Source organism: Acetobacter vaccinii, from assembly GCF_008365315.1.
Lineage (GTDB): Bacteria > Pseudomonadota > Alphaproteobacteria > Acetobacterales > Acetobacteraceae > Acetobacter > Acetobacter vaccinii.
Genome location: NZ_CP043506.1, coordinates 2,054,419 through 2,070,109 on the forward strand (window position 1 = coordinate 2,054,419; position 15,691 = coordinate 2,070,109).

A 15,691-nucleotide genomic window follows, 5' to 3' on the forward strand; every position below is an offset into this window, starting at 1 on the left:
CGGCCGGGCCAAACCCGCTGCGTGAGTGCAGGCATTAAAAAAGGGGCGCCTTTGCGGGCGCCCCTTTTGTGTGTGTTGGCCTCTGTCTATCAGGACTTGGAGGCATCCCCACTGTTGGAGAAAAACACGGCCAGACCATAGCAGGCGACAACGGAGACGAGTGACGCCAGAGCCGTCATGCGCTCGCCGGGGTCAATCAGCATGGCAATAAAGACCAGGCAGACCGAGCCAACCGTCAGGTAGGTATAGAAGGGGAACAGCGGCATGGTGAACTTTTCATGCTCGTCCCCCGCAGCGCGGGCGCGCAGGCGCAGCACGGTGTAGGCCGTTGCGATCAGCGAATAGATCAGCAGGATCAGCCCGCCACTGCAATTCAGCAGGAAGGCAAAAATGGTCTTGGGCGCAAGGATGGAGGAAAACGCCACGAGCGTTCCCGCAACACTGCTGATGCTGATTGCAAGGCGCGGGGCTTCCAGCGTGCTGCTGCGGCGCAGCACAGCGGGGGCATCGCCCTTGTCAGCCAGTTCGCTGAGGATGCGCGAGGTAATATACATGCTGGAGTTCAGGCAGGACAAGATGGCGCTCAGCACGACAATGCGCATCAGCAGGGCCGCACTGGGGATGTTCATGGCCTGCATGGCGGTCACAAAGGGGGACTGCCCGGCGACAATGCTGGTCCAGGGCACGACCATCAGGATCATGGTGATGGACGCCAGATAGAACAGGGTAACACGGATGCCGATGCTGCGGGTCACACGGGCGACATTCTTGCCCGGTTCGGACGATTCAGCGGCGGCAACGGTCGCAATTTCCGACCCCATCATGGTGAACAGGATGGTCGGGATCAGCGACAGAACAGCAATAAACCCGTGGGGGAAAAAGCCGCCATGGTCCAGAAAGTTGTGCATGGGCGGGGTTGCAGCCCCAAAAACATGCAGCACATACAGGACCGCTATCGCAATAAAGGCGACAATGCTGAAGACCTTGACGCCCGAGAGCCAGAACTCACATTCACCAAACACTCTGGGGGCGGCAAAGTTGATCAGCTTGAGGATAATGATAAGCCCGATGGAGAGAACCCAAACAGGCAGGTTGACCCAATCCTGGAGCAGCATGGCCCCGGCTATGGCCTCACTCCCCAGCACGACGACCCAGAAAAACCAGTAAAGCCAGCCAGAGGTAAAGCCGACACGGTCACCATGGGCAATACGGATGTATTCCACAAATGACCCACGGCCGGGGTCGGCGGTTACCATTTCACCCAGCATGCGCATGATCAGGTAGATCAGGGCGCCGACGAGTAGAAAGCCGATAAGGATGGCCGGGCCAGTTGCCGCGATCGCCGCGCTGCTGCCAACAAAAAGACCTGCCCCGATAACACCGCCCAAGGCGATCATCATGATATGGCGGTTGCGAAGCCCGTCCGAGGCGGCATCGCTGCTGGTTTGGTTTTCGGCCATCAAGATATCCTTTTTATTGTTTCCTGAAATGCCTGCCTAAGGCAGGGGGAGATCAGGCTCTTTTCCTAGAAGTGCTTGTAGAAATAGGCCTCTATGATCCCTGCTTCCCGTTTCATGTTGGGAATGTCAAATCCCGCAGGCACGCCAGCCTGTGCCAGTGCCCGCCCTGCTGGGCCGGCAAATGCCACACCACCGGCAATGGCGCCCGATGTTGTGCTGTCCAACGCGTATTCGGCTGAAACGTCCAGTTCGTCCGAAACGTGCCGTCCGTGGCTGTTTTGCAACCCTACGCCGCCTGTGTAAAGCAAAGATAGGTCATAGAAGTGCAGGCCCAGCTTTAACTCGTCAGTGCGGCGGAATAGATGCACAGGCGGAATGGCTGTCAGGTCAAGCTGGTGAATTTCCAGGTCGGAGAGTGGCGCAAGGTACATACCCACGATTTCACCCGGCCAGTAACCCCCATAAGTATAGCGGCGACCGTCATACAGAAAGAACGTGTCATAGCTGCGCTTGACCGAACTGTGCGAACTGCGCCCGCCACCAAAGCGTGTGTAACGGTAAAAGACATGCGGTGTCCACGGCAGGGTGGAGAAAGTATAGCCGGGTTCAAAATACATGCCAAAAGCCTGTACGGACTTGTACCCATTGCCCGCATGGCTGTTCTGTTCTGAAACAACGTTGCCGTAGAAGGTGAAGTCCTTGGAAATACCAAGCGCCTTGATGGGAAAGAGTGTGCCACCCCAGCTGAGTGCTGTCACATTCATGCCGTTACGGTCGGCACGGGTGCTGTAGTCGTAATGGGCCGAGGTATCGGCGTCGCGGACGTGGAAGTAGGTCAGCGTGACATAGGCTGCCCGGTCTTCGTAGGTGGACGCGCCGTTGCCGCCTTTTTTGTTGCGGAACCAGGAGACATCGAAGCCGACAAGCTTGGTCTTGGGGCGGTCGTTGTCCAGGTCCTGGTCGTTGTCGCTGTTGTTTTCGATCATGAAGATATCCGCTCGTACGGGATCACCTTCAAATTTGATTGTGCCCGGCCCGCTAAAGGCATAGCGCGGGGCATACCACCAGGCCCCTCTTTCACCAGAGCTGTAGGTGCCTTTGCCGATCAGGAAGCCATCATCCACCTGAAAGCGCTGACGGCCACCTTCAACAATCACTTTCTGGTGTCCGTGCCACAGGCTGACAGGCACTTCCACACCCAGATTGGCGTCTTCCAGTGTGACAGCCCGGGGTGTGCCCGATGTCTGGCTGATGCTCTCGGCGTCACCATCCCCCATTGTGGTGGACCCGACTGCGGAGGCGGTGCCAAATACGCTAAAGCCCCAGTCCGTGTCCCACCGGCCAGTCAGGATCGGTTTGCCGTATAGCTCGCCATAGGTGGTGTGCGTGTGTCGGCTATAGCCGCCAGAGGCCAGAGGGGCATAAGAGCCCGCCCCGAAGTTGGTATTGGGGAGCGAAAAAGCTGCCCCGCCAATATCCAGCCCGGCTTTGATGGACACATGCGAGGTGGAAACCAGGGTTGCATCCGCCCGCGCAGGCAGCGGGTCTGTGGTGCAGAGTGTTGAGGCCAGAAAGACGCCCCCTCCGTATTGCAGAAGGGGAGCTTTCCACCGTTGGGCGCCATTTTTTGGGGCACCGTCGGCCACGGCCTTGCTGCGGGCATGTAAAGACTGTTTGTTTTTCTGTTCGTTAGTCTGCTCTTGCCGCGCCATCATGTCATGTCCCGTAAGAAACGCTGTGCATGGTGATAGATTCCTTGGTTTGATCTTATATATCTCACACAATAATATATTATTTTCAATAGCAAACACTCTCTCGTGATGAGGTGTTATTTGCAAATACTATTGTGTTCTTTATTTTACTTCTAAAATATATTGTGAAGTAATTTATTGTTTCACTTGCAGCGTTAAAACATCTTCTTAATATATAACGATAGTGAAACAATAAATTGCTTGAAATAATATTTGCCAAAAAAAACATGGCTGGCCGAAATAATCTTCCCGAAAGAGCTGTTCTGGGTGGGGTATGCGCCCTGCGTGGCCCCAGTATCCTCATGTAAAGACACAATAAAGTGAGCATGAGGGAGTGCCGATCAATCCGACCAGCGCGTGGGGTGCCTGAGAGGGCATGGCCTGCCACCAATGCACCTTGGGTGCATTGGTGGGGCGTAGTGCTGGCCCGCTGGGGCCAGAGAGTGGTTACAGGTCGGCTGTGATCGAGAACTTGAAGGTCCGCGGCATGCCCTGGAGCAGATAACCCCCGAAGGCGGAGGTCCAGTAACGGGTGTCAGCCAGGTTTTCGACCCCAAAGCGCACGGTCATGGCCTTGTGGGTGACAAGGAATGTATAGCGGGCCCCCAGGTCAAAGCGTGTCCAGCCCGGCACCCGCAGAGTATTGGCGTTGTTGGCCCACTGGTGGCCAGTACGCATGACCTGCCCTGTCAGTGTGCCGCCTTTGAGGAAGGGCAGATCGTATTCAATATTCCCGTTGATCGTGTAACCCGGCACGCCAATGGCGCGCTTGCCGTCATAGGTGCCGTTTGTTGTCTTCTTCTGGTCGGCAGCAATTAGTGCTGTGCCACCATTAAAGCGCAGCCCTTTGATAATTTCGCCATTAACGGCCAGTTCAATGCCGCGGTTACGCTGCTCTCCATCCACGGTGAAGATGGACTGCCCACCATTGCCATAAGGGGCCGTATAGGCGTTTGGCTGCGAAATCTGGTAAAATGCCAGCGATGTGCTGAAGCGGCCGATATCGTATTTTGCCCCCACTTCATACTGGACACTGCGATAGGGCGGGAACATCTGCCCGGTGTTGACAACATTGCCAGATGCCTGCGGCCCCTGCGCCAGCCCTTCAATACGGTTGAAGTAAATGGATGTCTGGCGTGTCGGGTGCACGACAAGGCCGACCACCGGGGTAAAGGCGTCCTGGCTGTAATGGGTGAAGGTTTTGCCATAGCCGTAGTCATTGGCCATGATGCTCTGGTAGCGGAAGCCCGCTGTCAGTGCCACGCGGCCTTCAAACGCTGAGACCGTGTCTGAGAAGAACAGGCTGTACAGCCGTGTCATCCCGTTCTTTTTGGGGTTGCTGACATCGCCCCCAACATAGGTCTGCGGTGCGGACTGCTGGTAGAACGTGGGGTGGTACAGGTTGGATGTCAGGGATGTCAGGGACATGGCATAGGCCGTGTCTTTTTCCGACCATAGGCCAGAGCCCCCGGCGTTGATTTCATGCTTCAGGGGGCCGGTGTCAAAATGGGCGCGAATACCCGCACGGGTGCTTTCGTTGGTCTGCACATAAGGCACATACATGCTGCCATTTTTGCCCGCACCCGTAACAGGGTTGGTAATGGTCAGGCTGGAGTAGTTGCCTTTTTCGTTACCGCCAAGGCCACCAAAAGCGGCATAGGCTGTCAGGTGTTTTGAAAAATCATGTTCGACATTGAGCATGCCGAAAATATAGTTCAGCTCTGTATAGGTCCACGGCTGGCCATAGTTGCTGGAGGCTGAGGGCGCACGCGGCACACTGGTTAGCCCCGATGCCAGCAGCACCCCGGGGCGGCCCTGTTCCACACCCTGGTTTTCGTAGTCCATATCCAGAGTGATGCGGGTGGCATTGTCGCGGCTGTGCCAGTCAAAACCACCGCCAACGGCAACGGAGTGGCGGCGTTCCATATCAATGGCTGTCTGGCCGCTTTTGCCTGCAACGTTAATGCGTATGCCAAACTGTTCGTCCGCACCAAAGCGGCGGCTGGTGTCAATATTGCCGCCCCCCATGCCTGCGCTTTCGTAGTCGCCGGTAATGCGGGTCAGCGGTGTTTGCCCTGCGTGTTTGAACATCAGGTTGATGTTGCCGCCAATGGACGAGCCACCGGGGGCGGCACCATTCAGGAACGCGCTGGCCCCATTGAGCACCTGCACCTGATCATACAACTGGGGCGAGACCAACTGGCGCGGCACAATGCCATAAAGCCCGTTGATGGACACATCGTCCCCATAAACAGGGAACCCGCGGATTACGAACTGTTCCGAGAAATTGCCATACCCATAGGTGGTGCGAACCGACGGGTCGTTTTCCAGCACCTGTCCCAATGTCTGGGACTGCTGGTTGAGGATCAGCGCCGAGGTATAGCTGCGGATATTGAACGGGACATCCAACCCCTTTTTGGTGCCCAGCGCCCCAAGCTGCCCACCGGAGATGACTTCCATCTGATTGCGGCGCTTGGCGCGCACAATAATCTGTTCATCCGATGTGCTGGCCTTGGGTGCGGCGGCGGCGGGTTTGGCGTCCTTTGCGGTTTTTTGTGTGCTGGCTTCGGTCGTGGCCTGCGTTTGCGCCGCAGCCAGTGCGGACAGGGAGGGGGAGAGCATCAGCAGCGCTGAATACGCGACAGGGCGGCTGAATGCGGCAAGGAAAGACCGAAGGGGCAACGGAAACCTCGATTGGCGAGTTCTACGGGACAGGGACACATATCTGCATGTAATAATGAGTCGCAATATCGGAATGGGAAGGTATGAAGAGCAACGATCACTCTATACCGTGATGTTGCAAAAAAGTTACATGCGATTCACTCTTAACTGGCGATCCGGCAGGTGGCTCCCGGCCGCTGACCTGCCCCCGTACCCTTCACGCAATGGGGGGGATGCCGTATGGGAAGGGCTGTATCAGTCGGCCCATGTCGGCAGCATGTGTCAGTTTTCTGGCAGAACGGCAGGGATGGTAAGCCAGATTACCCCAGTGGGGTGCGCGAAAGGGTGGATTATGAAGGTTGTGGTCGTCTGTGACACGTTCAAGGAAAGCCTGCCTGCGCTGGAGGTGGCTGATGCCGTGGTGGCAGGATTCCGTGATGTGTTCCCTCATGCCGACTATGTGTGCCTGCCCGCAGCAGACGGAGGGGAAGGCACAGTGGAGGCGCTGGTGCTGGCCAGCGGTGGTCAGTTCCGGCAACGGCAGGTCAGCGGGCCGGATGGTCGGGCTGTGCAGGCGCGCTACGGTGTTATGGGTGATGGCCGCACGGCGGTGCTGGAAATGGCGGCCGCCGCAGGGCTGGACCTTGTGGCCCGCGCCGATCGCAACCCGCTGGCTGCCACAACCTATGGCGTGGGTGAATTACTGCGCGCTGTGCTGGATGATGGGTGCCGCCATATCATTCTGGGCCTTGGGGGCAGTGCGACCAACGATGGCGGGGCAGGCATGGCGCAGGCTCTTGGGGCGCGGCTGCTAGATCGGTCTGGTCAGGAACTGGCGCGTGGTGGTGCGGCTTTGAGCGAACTGGCCAGTCTTGATCTGTCCGGGCTGGAGCCGCGCCTTGCGGACTGTGTGATCGAAGTTGCGTGTGACGTGGAAAACCCGCTTGTGGGTGAGCATGGTGCATCCAGCGTCTTTGGGCCGCAGAAGGGGGCAACCCCCGACATGGTTGCCCAGTTGGACGCGGCTTTGCAGCATTATGGTGCACTGTTGGAAACGCATACGGGTCAGCCTGTGCTGGACGTGCCGGGTGCTGGTGCAGGCGGTGGCATGGGGGCCGGGTCAGCCATATTCCTGCGTGCCCAGCTCCGGCCGGGCGTGGATATTGTGATGGACGCTCTGCAACTGGACCGTACCGTGGCCGATGCGGATCTGGTCATAACGGGGGAAGGGCGGATGGACGGCCAGACCGTGCGCGGCAAAGCCCCGGTTGGCGTGGCGCGAGTTGCCAAACAGCATGGCAAGCCGGTCATAGCGCTGGCTGGTACCCTTGGTGCCGGGTATGAGGCGGTTTACGATCACGGGATTGATGCCGTGTTCAGCGTGGTGAATTCCCCGTGCACTCTGGATGAGGCACTGGGCGCTGCCTATACCAATGTGCGCGCCACCGCCCGCAATGTTGCCGCTACGCTGGGCTTGTCCTTTCCCCGCGCGGGTTAACCGCGTAGGGTGCCGGGGCCTGTCATGTGGCCCCGGGAGTGTGTGGTGTCAGAACCCGATGACGGCATCCCCGCCAAAGGTGAACATGCCGTTGTTGCGGCCACCATTGAAGGGTGTTGTGCCGTTGAGGGAGCGGTCAAAGCGGATTTCCGGGCGTAGCATGAACACCCGCACACCCTTGCCCAGATCGGGGTGGTAGGTAATGCCGAGTGTCATTTCCCCATAGGTGGTGCCATGCCCGGTCGGGCCTGCAACTGTGGTGTAGGGCGTGCCAGCAATGGCGGCCATGTAGGAGTTGTTGCCGCGGAAGGTCGCAACCATCAGGTTGTTGTTGTCGCGGTAGATTTCACCCCGGTAGTTAAAGGTCACGCTGGGGCTGACAATGTAGCTGAGGAAGCTGACAAAGCTTTCGGCATCGGCCCCTTTGAGTTGCCCGCTGGCATTATAGCCGTGCAGGCCTTCGTCATGCAGATAGTTGAATTCGGCAGTCAGGGTCAGCTTGTCGTTGACCTGATACGTGGCGTTGATGTCGTTCCAGAAGCGCTGGGCATGGTCGGCGGCGGAATGGCCGATTGAACGCCAGGAGTCCTCGGGCCCGACACGGCTGAGTTCCACAATCTTTAGCTTGCCCCCGGACAGGTTGTTGAGGTTGAAGCCGAAGTAGCCCGCAGGCATGCTGTTGTTGTCCGACCCGCCAAACGTGGTCTGGTTGCCGGTATCAATCCCGAATGTGACATCGACCATCGGGGTGACATGCCAGTTAAACATGGCCCCCACGTGTTCAAACGGCACGGAATATTCAGAGGTATAGGCCAGCGTATAGAAAGGCCGCCCGGTCGGGTCCATGACCTCCACCCCCATGGGGGCTTGCAGAATACCGGCCTGCATATCCAGCCCACCGGCCGTAGCCCAGGGCAGATGCACGTCAACATGGGCCTGAGCGGGAATAAGTTGGTAGCGCGACTGCCATTCCGTGTCGGAAATGCCCAACAGGTGGTAGTAGCGGGCGTCGGAGCCATAAATGCCCTGCAGGGTAAAGCCAACCTGATACGTGTCTGCCGGGCCGGTGTTGGCCTTGTTGAGGGTAAACTGCAACTGGTTCAACTGGACCTGGTTGGCGTGGTCGGCAAAGAAGTCGCCATAGTTATAGCCGGGGTTGGGGCGTGCCGGGTTGGCCATGATCCCACCTTCGATCTGGCCTGTCAGGGTAATGTCGGACAGCCAGTGGCTGAACCCTGTTTTGCTGGTGGATGAAAAGAGATGCACCTGCGCCTGTGCGGGCGTGCTTGCCATACAGGCAAACAGGGTTGTCAGGCAGGAAGACGTGGCAAAACCAAACATTTTTTTCTTGGTAAGGACCATGGTGCAGCTCTTTTATATTTGGGGTAAGCGCAATGTATCGCATAAGTTTTTTCTTATGCTTTGGATAATATATTTTTATGCAGCTTTCAATATGTTGGTTCGAACATGGAATAATTTTGGCTGTGGTTTAATTGTCAGGCAGGCATGAAGGCTATTCATTTTTTCAAAAAATGTTTTATTTCAATCTATTATGCTATTTCCGCGGTGGAAGATCATTGGCGTGTCGATACAAAAAAGCGACATGCAAGCAGAAAGCGTGGGGATGTCTTTTTTACTCGTAGGAGGTGTGGCGTTTTTGCAGCATGGGGTGTTGCTAAATACGCAATGAGCGCTCAACTTAATTGAAATTTCAATAATTGTTTTCTAATAGAACTATAGTTTCCATAAACAATCGACCTATCGTAATGAAAGTCGATAGCTCTGAAATACATTTTCAAAGTGTTTTTGGATTATTGGGGCCAACAGCATTGCCTCTATGATGAGGTGTGGCCAGCATAAAAATGGCTGGCAATGCCCAGGGGCATGCCAGCCATCATGATCATACCTCAGAAGGATAATCCTTCAGGGTATACCGCCGCAGATCAGGAGAAGCGGGCGGTAATTTCGGCAATACGCTTGCCAAAGGCCTTGGCGGTATCAAGGTCCCCCTGCGGGATTTCATCAACACTCGCATCGGCCGGGCTCTGCACCAGCAGGCCGGTGGAACCGCCAAGCCGGTTGGCATCGGCCGTGGTGGCGGCTTTGGTGTTGGAGGGCAGCTGACCAAGGCTGATCCACACCCCGCCATGCTGGCCTGCCAGAACCTGCAGCCACGCAAGGGTTGCCCCTTTGTCGCCTACAGGGCTGGCGCTGTTGGTGAAACCGGCAAACAGCTTGTTTTCCCACCCGCGGGTGTACCAGATTTTTGATGTTGCATCGGCAAACTTCTTAAACTGCCAGCTGGCGTTGCCCATATAGGTGGGCGAACCAAAGACAATGGTCTTGGCCTGTGCCAGCGTATCCCAAGCACTGTCGGGCAGGTTGCCGTTTTCATCAATGGCGACAAGCGTGGCCCCTGCGCCAGCAGCAAGCTGCTCGGCTACTTTATGGGTGTGGCCATAGCCGGAGTGATACACAATAGCGATGTCGGACATGATGATATCCTTTCCTGAACGGGACCCGACCACAAAATGTGACCGGATGTCGTAACGCCGCGCAGGATGGCCCGATCAGGCGGGCTTGATAAGTTATGATCGGGCAAAATCATCTCGCACCAGGGGTGTGCGTCAGATCTGTTCAATGCTCGCAAAATCAAAATGCTGGCCGGGCGGGTTCTGCCCCAGCCGGACCAGTTGCGCCGATGGCTGCGTATAAGGGGGCACCGGCAGGTTGTAAGGGGCGGGTGCCCCTTTGAACACGCGCCCGGCGGCATCAAAGTGCGAGGCATGGCAGGGGCAGATATACCCGCCATCAGCCTCAGCCCCGGTGGCCTGAGGGGGCATATAGGTCGGCACACACCCCAGATGGGTGCAAATGCCAACATAAACCCCATATTCCGGCACGATCGAGCGGTGCCAGTTACGGGCATAGGCAGGCTGCTGGTTGGCGCTGGATGACGGGTCGCGCAGTTCACCGGCCAGATTGGGGTTTTGCAGGGCTTCAAGCTGGGCTGCGGTGCGGCGCACAATAAACACGGGCCGCCCCTGCCAGTTGGCAACCATCTGCTGGCCGGGTTGCAGGTGGGATATGTCAACATCCACAGGCGGGTGGCTGGCGGTGCTTTCGGCGGGTTCTATGCTGCGGGCAAAGGGAATGGCACAGGCCGCAAGCCCGGTTACCGTCCCCGCTGTGGTGACCATGCCCAGAAAGCTGCGACGGCCAGGGGGGTGCTCTGTCTGGGTGGAGTCCGGTGGGTGGGTGGTCATGCTCCTGCGTGCCTTCCGCTGTAACGTGTCCTGCTTATGCCCTGCGTTCCCAGATTTTTGGCTTTCAGGCAATGGCCTGTTTGTGTGGGCAGGTGTGGGGCAGGGCGCATGCCGCTGTACAGCAATTAAATATCGTGAATTAGAAGATTTATTTTTTTGTATTGCAACGCGGCCTGTTTAATTCCATCATCACACTAAGACATCCGCCAAGGCGGGTGTGACGTTCTCAGGGCAGGGTGCAAATCCCTACCGGCGGTAAGCAGTGTGCCTTTGCACTGTAAGCCCGCGAGCGCCCGTTTTGGCGGGGTCAGCAGATCCGGTGTAATTCCGGAGCCGACGGTGACAGTCCGGATGAGAGAGAACGAAGGGAAGGGGAGTCCCCTGCTGTCTGCGCATCTGCGCGGGCGTGGTGTGACGTGCCTTCCTTAGACTGCCCTGGGTCCGTCTGGTTGTGTTTTGGATGGACGGAAAGGTAGCAGGGTGGACGGAAGTCATCATTCCTTTAGCGCTACGCAGGCCAGCATCGTGCCCCCTGCGGTGGATGCGGCATTTGGTCTTGCCGTATCCGAAGCATGGCGCTTTGCCGGGCAGACAGCGCCCAACCCCGCCGTGGGCTGCGTGCTGCTGGATGCACAGGGCACTGTGCTGGTCGTTGCCGCCCACCACCGTGCGGGCGAACTGCACGCCGAGCGTCTGGCAGTCGAGCAGGCGCGCGCACTGGGCCTTGTCGATAAAATTCATACAGCCGTTGTCACGCTGGAGCCCTGTAACCACACAGGCCGCACACCACCGTGCACGGAAGCCCTGTTGTCCACCCCCATGCAGACGCTGTGGATCGGGTGTGAAGACCCCAACCCCCATGTTCATGGTGGGGGTGGTACCCGGCTGGAGGCCGAAGGGCGCACAGTGCGCTGGCTGGGTCGGAGCCCCAATGGCGCACAGGCGTACAGGCAATGCAGGGCGTTGCTGGCCCCGTTTGCATGCCGGATGGTGCAGGGGCGGCCGTGGATTACGGTCAAGCAGGCCTTGAACAGTCAGGGCGGCATGCAGCCTCCCGCGGGGCAGACAACATTTACCACCCCCCAGTCCCTGCGGCTGGCCCATGCCCTGCGCCGCGTGACCGACGGTATTGTTACGGGCACAGGCACAATCCAGGCCGACAGGCCGGGGCTGACTGTCCGGCACGTGCCCGATCACCCTTCCCGCAGGCGGGCGTTGGTGATCTGCGGGCAGCAGGCAAACACACCGGCCGACTGGCTGGCCGGGGCCAAAGCCACGTTTGATGTCAGTTTCTGCACCGATTGTGCCGAACTGCCGCAGGTGCTGGCCCAGACCAATGCCCTGTGGGCGCTGGTGGAGGCCGGGCCGACCCTGCTGGGTGCCCTGCGCCAGGCCAACCTGTGGGACGACTGGCTGACAATCCGCCAGGACGCCCAGGGGCAGGACCACCTTTCCGTTTCAACCCGACACGATATCACGCCGCTTTCCCTGTTTCCGGAATGGGCGCAGTGCACGCAGGAGCAGACATGTTTTCCGGTATCATAGAAACTGTGGGGCAGGTCATCAGGGCCGAGCATTCCCCCCGTTCCCTCGTTCTGGATGTCCAGACCGGCATGCAGGATGTGGCGGAGGGGGAGAGCATTGCCGTCAATGGTGTCTGCCTGACGGCTGTGGCCCCGGACACTGACGGGCTGGTTCGCTTTTTTGTCAGTAGCGAAACGCTGGACCGTACAGGGCTCGGGCGGCTTGAAACCGGCGGGCGTGTCAATCTGGAGCGCGCGGTCACCCCCTCCACCCGCCTGTCGGGGCATATTGTGCAGGGGCATGTGGATGCCGTGGCCCGTTTTGCTGCCTGCTCCGATGTGGGTGAAGCCAAGCGGGTTGAGTTTTCCGTGCCGCAGGGCTTGCAGCGCTACATGGTGGAAAAAGGGTCCATCGCGCTGGATGGGATCAGCCTGACGCTGAATGAAATCAGCCCCGGCCCGGAAGATGATGTGCGGATTGCCCTGATGATTATCCCGCACACCTGGGAACATACCACGCTGGGCAGCCTGACGATTGGCGATGCCGTGAACGTGGAAGTTGATGTGATTGCAAAATATGTGGAGGCCCAATGCCGCACCAGATGAACAGCATGAAGGCTGAAACAGCACGCCCGTCCGACCGGCTGGTGCGTGCGCTAGAGGCCGTGCGCGCCGGGCGTATGGTCATTATGGTGGATGATGAAGACCGCGAGAACGAGGGTGACCTGGTAATGGCGGCCGAGTTCATGACGCCCACCGCCATGAACTTCATGATCACCCATGCCAGAGGGCTTGTCTGCCTGCCGCTGACCGCAGAGCGGGTGGAGCAGCTTGGTCTGGACATGATGGTCCGCCAGGACAGCAACACCGCCCGCCACGGCACGGCGTTTACAGTCTCGATTGAGGCGCGGGAGGGGGTCAGCACCGGTATTTCGGCCGCGGACCGCGCCCGTACGGTGCAGGTGGCGGCGGCAGATGGCGCACAACCGGCAGATATTGCCACGCCGGGCCATATTTTTCCGCTGCGGGCAGCCCCCGGCGGGGTGCTGGCACGGATTGGTCATACCGAAGGCTCGATCGACCTGCTGCGTCTGGCAGGGCTGAAACCTGCAGCAGTCATTTGTGAAATCCTGAACGAGGATGGCACAATGGCCCGCCGCCCGGAACTGGATGTGTTTGCCCGCAGGCACGATATGCCCGTTATTTCCATCGCGGAGCTGGTGGAGTGGATCAGCATCCACGGTGCAGGGGCTGTGCTTGGTGCGGTCCATGACAGCCAGGTGGCCCCGCCCGATGTCCGCGTGCCGGAACTGGCACAGGCTGCCCTGCCCAGCGCGTATGGGGGGGATGGACTGCGTATCCACGCTTTTCGGGATGGCAACGGCGTTGAACACGTTGCCCTGCTGAGGGGGGAGATCAAACCCGGTGCGGTGCCGCTGGTTCGGCTGCATTCAGAATGTGTGACGGGGGATGCCCTGGGGTCTCTGCGGTGCGACTGCGGACCGCAGCTTCAGGCCGCATTGCGCGCCATCGGGCAGGCTGAGTGTGGCGTGCTTGTGTATGTGCGTGGGCATGAGGGGCGCGGCATTGGTCTGGTAAACAAGATCCGTGCTTACGAATTGCAGGATTCGGGCCTGGATACGGTGGAAGCCAACCACAGGCTGGGTTTTGCAACGGATGCGCGTGACTGGCAGGCCGCAGCAGGTATCCTGCGTAGCCTTGGGGTTGGAACGCTCGACCTGCTGACCAACAACCCGGAGAAAGTGCGGGCATTGGAGGCCCGGGGGTTTGCTGTCAGACAGCGGATTGCGCTGGAAATGCCAGCCAACACCTTTAACCGCGCCTATCTTGAGGCCAAACGCCAGCGCATGGGCCACCATCTTGGTGCGTCAGCCCAGACCGACCGGGACGCCCTGGTCTGAAGTGTTCATAAGGAAAGGTTGATTACGTATGGGTACTCGTTCCCCCGTGCAGTTGCCGGATCTGTCCCGGCTCTCCCCCCCGCCACGTCTGGCGCTGATTGTCAGCCGCTTTAATGAGGAAGTGACGGGTGGCCTCAGGGATGGCGCACTTGGCTGGCTGGCTGAACACAATATCAATGTGGCGGAGCAGGATGTCTATGCTGCCCCCGGCGCGTTTGAAATGCCCCTGCTGGCCAAGGTCATGGCCGGAAGTGCGCGCTACGAAGGCGTGATCTGTCTGGGCTGTGTGGTCAAGGGCGATACTGCGCACTTTGAGTTCATCAGCCTTGGCACCAGCCTTGGCATCATGCAGGCCTCTCTGGCGACGGAAGTGCCTATCGCTTTTGGCGTGCTGACAACTTATACAGATGAACAGGCCGCCGTGCGTTCTGCCACGGATATGCACAACAAAGGGCGCGAGGCAGCGGCAGCCTGTGTGGAATCCATAGCTCTGCTACGGCGGATCAAAAGCTGACAGGCACTTAGCACAGTCAAACCCGGCCATGGGGCCAGACCTCTGGCGGGGAGGGAGGGGGCATGAAAAGCATCACACTCGCCGCCGGGGTTATCGGTCTTGGGCTGACAGTGTGGATGCTCGAGCAGTTTGGTGCCTGCTCCATTCTCGATCTGGTTATGGCGGGTGGCTGGGGTCTTGCCGCCGCCATCTGCTTTCATGCCGTGCAGGTTGCCCTGTCCGCTCAGGCATGGCGGATTATGTCCAACGGCCCGGATGGTGCGGCCGTCCCCTCCCTGCGGGATTACAGCCTGCTGCGCTGCGTGCGGGAAGGGATCAACAACCTGCTGCCCGTAGCCCAGGTGGGGGGAGAGGTCCTGTCCACCCGCCTGCTGGCTCGCCGTGGGCTGGGGGGGCGTAGGGCGGCTGCGGCCACCATCTGCGACCTGACGATGGAACTGTTCAGTCAGGCGCTGTTTACCGTGGCAGGGCTTGGGCTGCTGCTCTTTCTTGTCAAGCGCTCTACAGTCACAGACAGGCTGGTGGAAAGTGCTGCCGTGCTGCTTGCGGTGGGCATATGCGTTGTTGCCAGCCAGTGGCTGGGTGCCGTGGCTGTTGCCGAAAAACTGATGGTACGGATTGCGGGCCATCTGGGCTGGAATGGTGCCAACGGTATTCGCGGCCTGCATGGCGAGGTCATGGCGCTGTATAAAACCGATCACAACGCCGTGACGTGCCTGACCTTGCAATTTTTTGCCTGGATACTGGGCGCGGTCGAAGTCTGCCTGCTGTTGCATGCCATGGGGCATGGCTGCTCGCTTGCTCAGGGTTTTGTCATCGAAGGCGTGGGGCAGGCTGCCAAATCCGCCGGGTTTGCCGTGCCGGGTGCGCTGGGTGTGTCCGAAGGGGGCTATATTATGGTGGGCAGCCTGTTCGGCATGCCGCCTTCTGTTGCCTTGGCGCTGTCCCTGCTGAAACGCCTGCGTGAAATTGCGTGGGGTGTGCCCTCACTCATCCTCTGGCAGTGGCTGGAACATAGCTGGCGTGCAGAGGCCAGAACGGCCGAAAAATCACCACTGCCAACGTCCAGCCTGTAGCAACGGGGGCTCATTCCTTG

12 protein-coding genes and 1 riboswitch are annotated in these 15,691 nt (G+C 58.9%); of the genes, 6 read left to right on the forward strand and 6 right to left on the reverse strand.

Annotation, left to right across the window (positions count from 1 at the left end):
* Positions 1-89: 89 nt before the first annotated feature.
* The 3 genes from FLP30_RS09295 to FLP30_RS09305 form a co-directional block, all read right to left on the reverse strand.
* On the reverse strand, positions 90-1,460 hold the full coding sequence (locus FLP30_RS09295; protein WP_149279581.1) for an amino acid permease: 1,371 nt from the start codon (positions 1,458-1,460) through the stop codon (positions 90-92).
* Positions 1,461-1,525: 65 nt separating this feature from the next.
* Positions 1,526-3,175 (reverse strand): alginate export family protein, encoded by a 1,650-nt coding sequence (locus tag FLP30_RS09300; protein ID WP_246856486.1) that lies wholly within the window; start codon positions 3,173-3,175, stop codon positions 1,526-1,528.
* Positions 3,176-3,658: 483 nt separating this feature from the next.
* Complete coding sequence (locus FLP30_RS09305; RefSeq protein ID WP_149279582.1) at positions 3,659-5,833, reverse strand: TonB-dependent receptor; 2,175 nt, start codon at positions 5,831-5,833, stop codon at positions 3,659-3,661.
* Between the two features lie 391 nt (positions 5,834-6,224).
* Here FLP30_RS09305 and FLP30_RS09310 point away from each other — a divergent pair, with 391 nt between their 5' ends.
* The gene (locus FLP30_RS09310; protein WP_149279583.1) at positions 6,225-7,370 is read left to right on the forward strand and encodes a glycerate kinase; all 1,146 of its coding nucleotides are present in this window, start codon (positions 6,225-6,227) and stop codon (positions 7,368-7,370) included.
* Positions 7,371-7,418: 48 nt separating this feature from the next.
* On the opposite strand, the gene FLP30_RS09315 is transcribed toward FLP30_RS09310, so the two are convergent.
* The 3 genes from FLP30_RS09315 to petA form a co-directional block, all read right to left on the reverse strand.
* On the reverse strand, positions 7,419-8,663 hold the full coding sequence (locus FLP30_RS09315) for an outer membrane beta-barrel protein (protein WP_246856640.1): 1,245 nt from the start codon (positions 8,661-8,663) through the stop codon (positions 7,419-7,421).
* A 650-nt stretch (positions 8,664-9,313) separates the two neighbouring features.
* The gene (locus FLP30_RS09320) at positions 9,314-9,865 is read right to left on the reverse strand and encodes a flavodoxin family protein (protein ID WP_149279584.1); all 552 of its coding nucleotides are present in this window, start codon (positions 9,863-9,865) and stop codon (positions 9,314-9,316) included.
* Positions 9,866-9,997: 132 nt separating this feature from the next.
* Entirely contained in the window at positions 9,998-10,636 is a 639-nt protein-coding gene (gene petA / locus FLP30_RS09325; protein ID WP_149279585.1) for a ubiquinol-cytochrome c reductase iron-sulfur subunit, read from the reverse strand.
* Between the two features lie 218 nt (positions 10,637-10,854).
* A riboswitch (FMN riboswitch) is annotated at positions 10,855-11,003 on the forward strand.
* A 158-nt stretch (positions 11,004-11,161) separates the two neighbouring features.
* Here petA and ribD point away from each other — a divergent pair.
* The 5 genes from ribD (at position 11,162) to FLP30_RS09350 (ending at position 15,671) form a co-directional block, all read left to right on the forward strand.
* Positions 11,162-12,181: a bifunctional diaminohydroxyphosphoribosylaminopyrimidine deaminase/5-amino-6-(5-phosphoribosylamino)uracil reductase RibD gene (gene ribD, locus FLP30_RS09330; protein ID WP_149280316.1), complete on the forward strand. Its 1,020-nt coding sequence runs from the start codon at positions 11,162-11,164 to the stop codon at positions 12,179-12,181.
* Entirely contained in the window at positions 12,163-12,765 is a 603-nt protein-coding gene (locus FLP30_RS09335; protein WP_149279586.1) for a riboflavin synthase, read from the forward strand. The genes ribD and FLP30_RS09335 overlap by 19 nt, the downstream gene beginning before the upstream one ends.
* Before the next feature lie 5 nt (positions 12,766-12,770).
* Positions 12,771-14,081, forward strand: coding sequence for a 3,4-dihydroxy-2-butanone-4-phosphate synthase (gene ribB / locus FLP30_RS09340; protein ID WP_149279587.1), 1,311 nt, complete (start codon positions 12,771-12,773; stop codon positions 14,079-14,081).
* A gap of 28 nt (positions 14,082-14,109) precedes the next feature.
* A complete protein-coding gene (gene ribH / locus FLP30_RS09345) occupies positions 14,110-14,595 on the forward strand; it encodes a 6,7-dimethyl-8-ribityllumazine synthase (RefSeq protein ID WP_149279588.1) in 486 nt (161 codons plus the stop codon).
* Positions 14,596-14,657: 62 nt separating this feature from the next.
* Entirely contained in the window at positions 14,658-15,671 is a 1,014-nt protein-coding gene (locus FLP30_RS09350) for a flippase-like domain-containing protein (protein WP_149279589.1), read from the forward strand.
* Positions 15,672-15,691: the final 20 nt, after the last annotated feature.

What these genes read in the sequence shown, in the direction of transcription:
- FLP30_RS09295 (WP_149279581.1), bottom strand. Translation starts at nt 1,460, where the DNA reads ATGGCCGAAAACCAAACCAGCAGCGATGCCGCCTCGGACGGGCTTCGC.
- FLP30_RS09300 (WP_246856486.1), bottom strand. Translation starts at nt 3,175, where the DNA reads ATGATGGCGCGGCAAGAGCAGACTAACGAACAGAAAAACAAACAGTCT.
- FLP30_RS09305 (WP_149279582.1), bottom strand. Translation starts at nt 5,833, where the DNA reads ATGCTCTCCCCCTCCCTGTCCGCACTGGCTGCGGCGCAAACGCAGGCC.
- FLP30_RS09310 (WP_149279583.1), top strand. Translation starts at nt 6,225, where the DNA reads ATGAAGGTTGTGGTCGTCTGTGACACGTTCAAGGAAAGCCTGCCTGCG.
- FLP30_RS09315 (WP_246856640.1), bottom strand. Translation starts at nt 8,663, where the DNA reads ATGGCAAGCACGCCCGCACAGGCGCAGGTGCATCTCTTTTCATCCACC.
- FLP30_RS09320 (WP_149279584.1), bottom strand. Translation starts at nt 9,865, where the DNA reads ATGTCCGACATCGCTATTGTGTATCACTCCGGCTATGGCCACACCCAT.
- petA (WP_149279585.1), bottom strand. Translation starts at nt 10,636, where the DNA reads ATGACCACCCACCCACCGGACTCCACCCAGACAGAGCACCCCCCTGGC.
- FLP30_RS09335 (WP_149279586.1), top strand. Translation starts at nt 12,163, where the DNA reads ATGTTTTCCGGTATCATAGAAACTGTGGGGCAGGTCATCAGGGCCGAG.
- ribB (WP_149279587.1), top strand. Translation starts at nt 12,771, where the DNA reads ATGAAGGCTGAAACAGCACGCCCGTCCGACCGGCTGGTGCGTGCGCTA.
- ribH (WP_149279588.1), top strand. Translation starts at nt 14,110, where the DNA reads ATGGGTACTCGTTCCCCCGTGCAGTTGCCGGATCTGTCCCGGCTCTCC.
- FLP30_RS09350 (WP_149279589.1), top strand. Translation starts at nt 14,658, where the DNA reads ATGAAAAGCATCACACTCGCCGCCGGGGTTATCGGTCTTGGGCTGACA.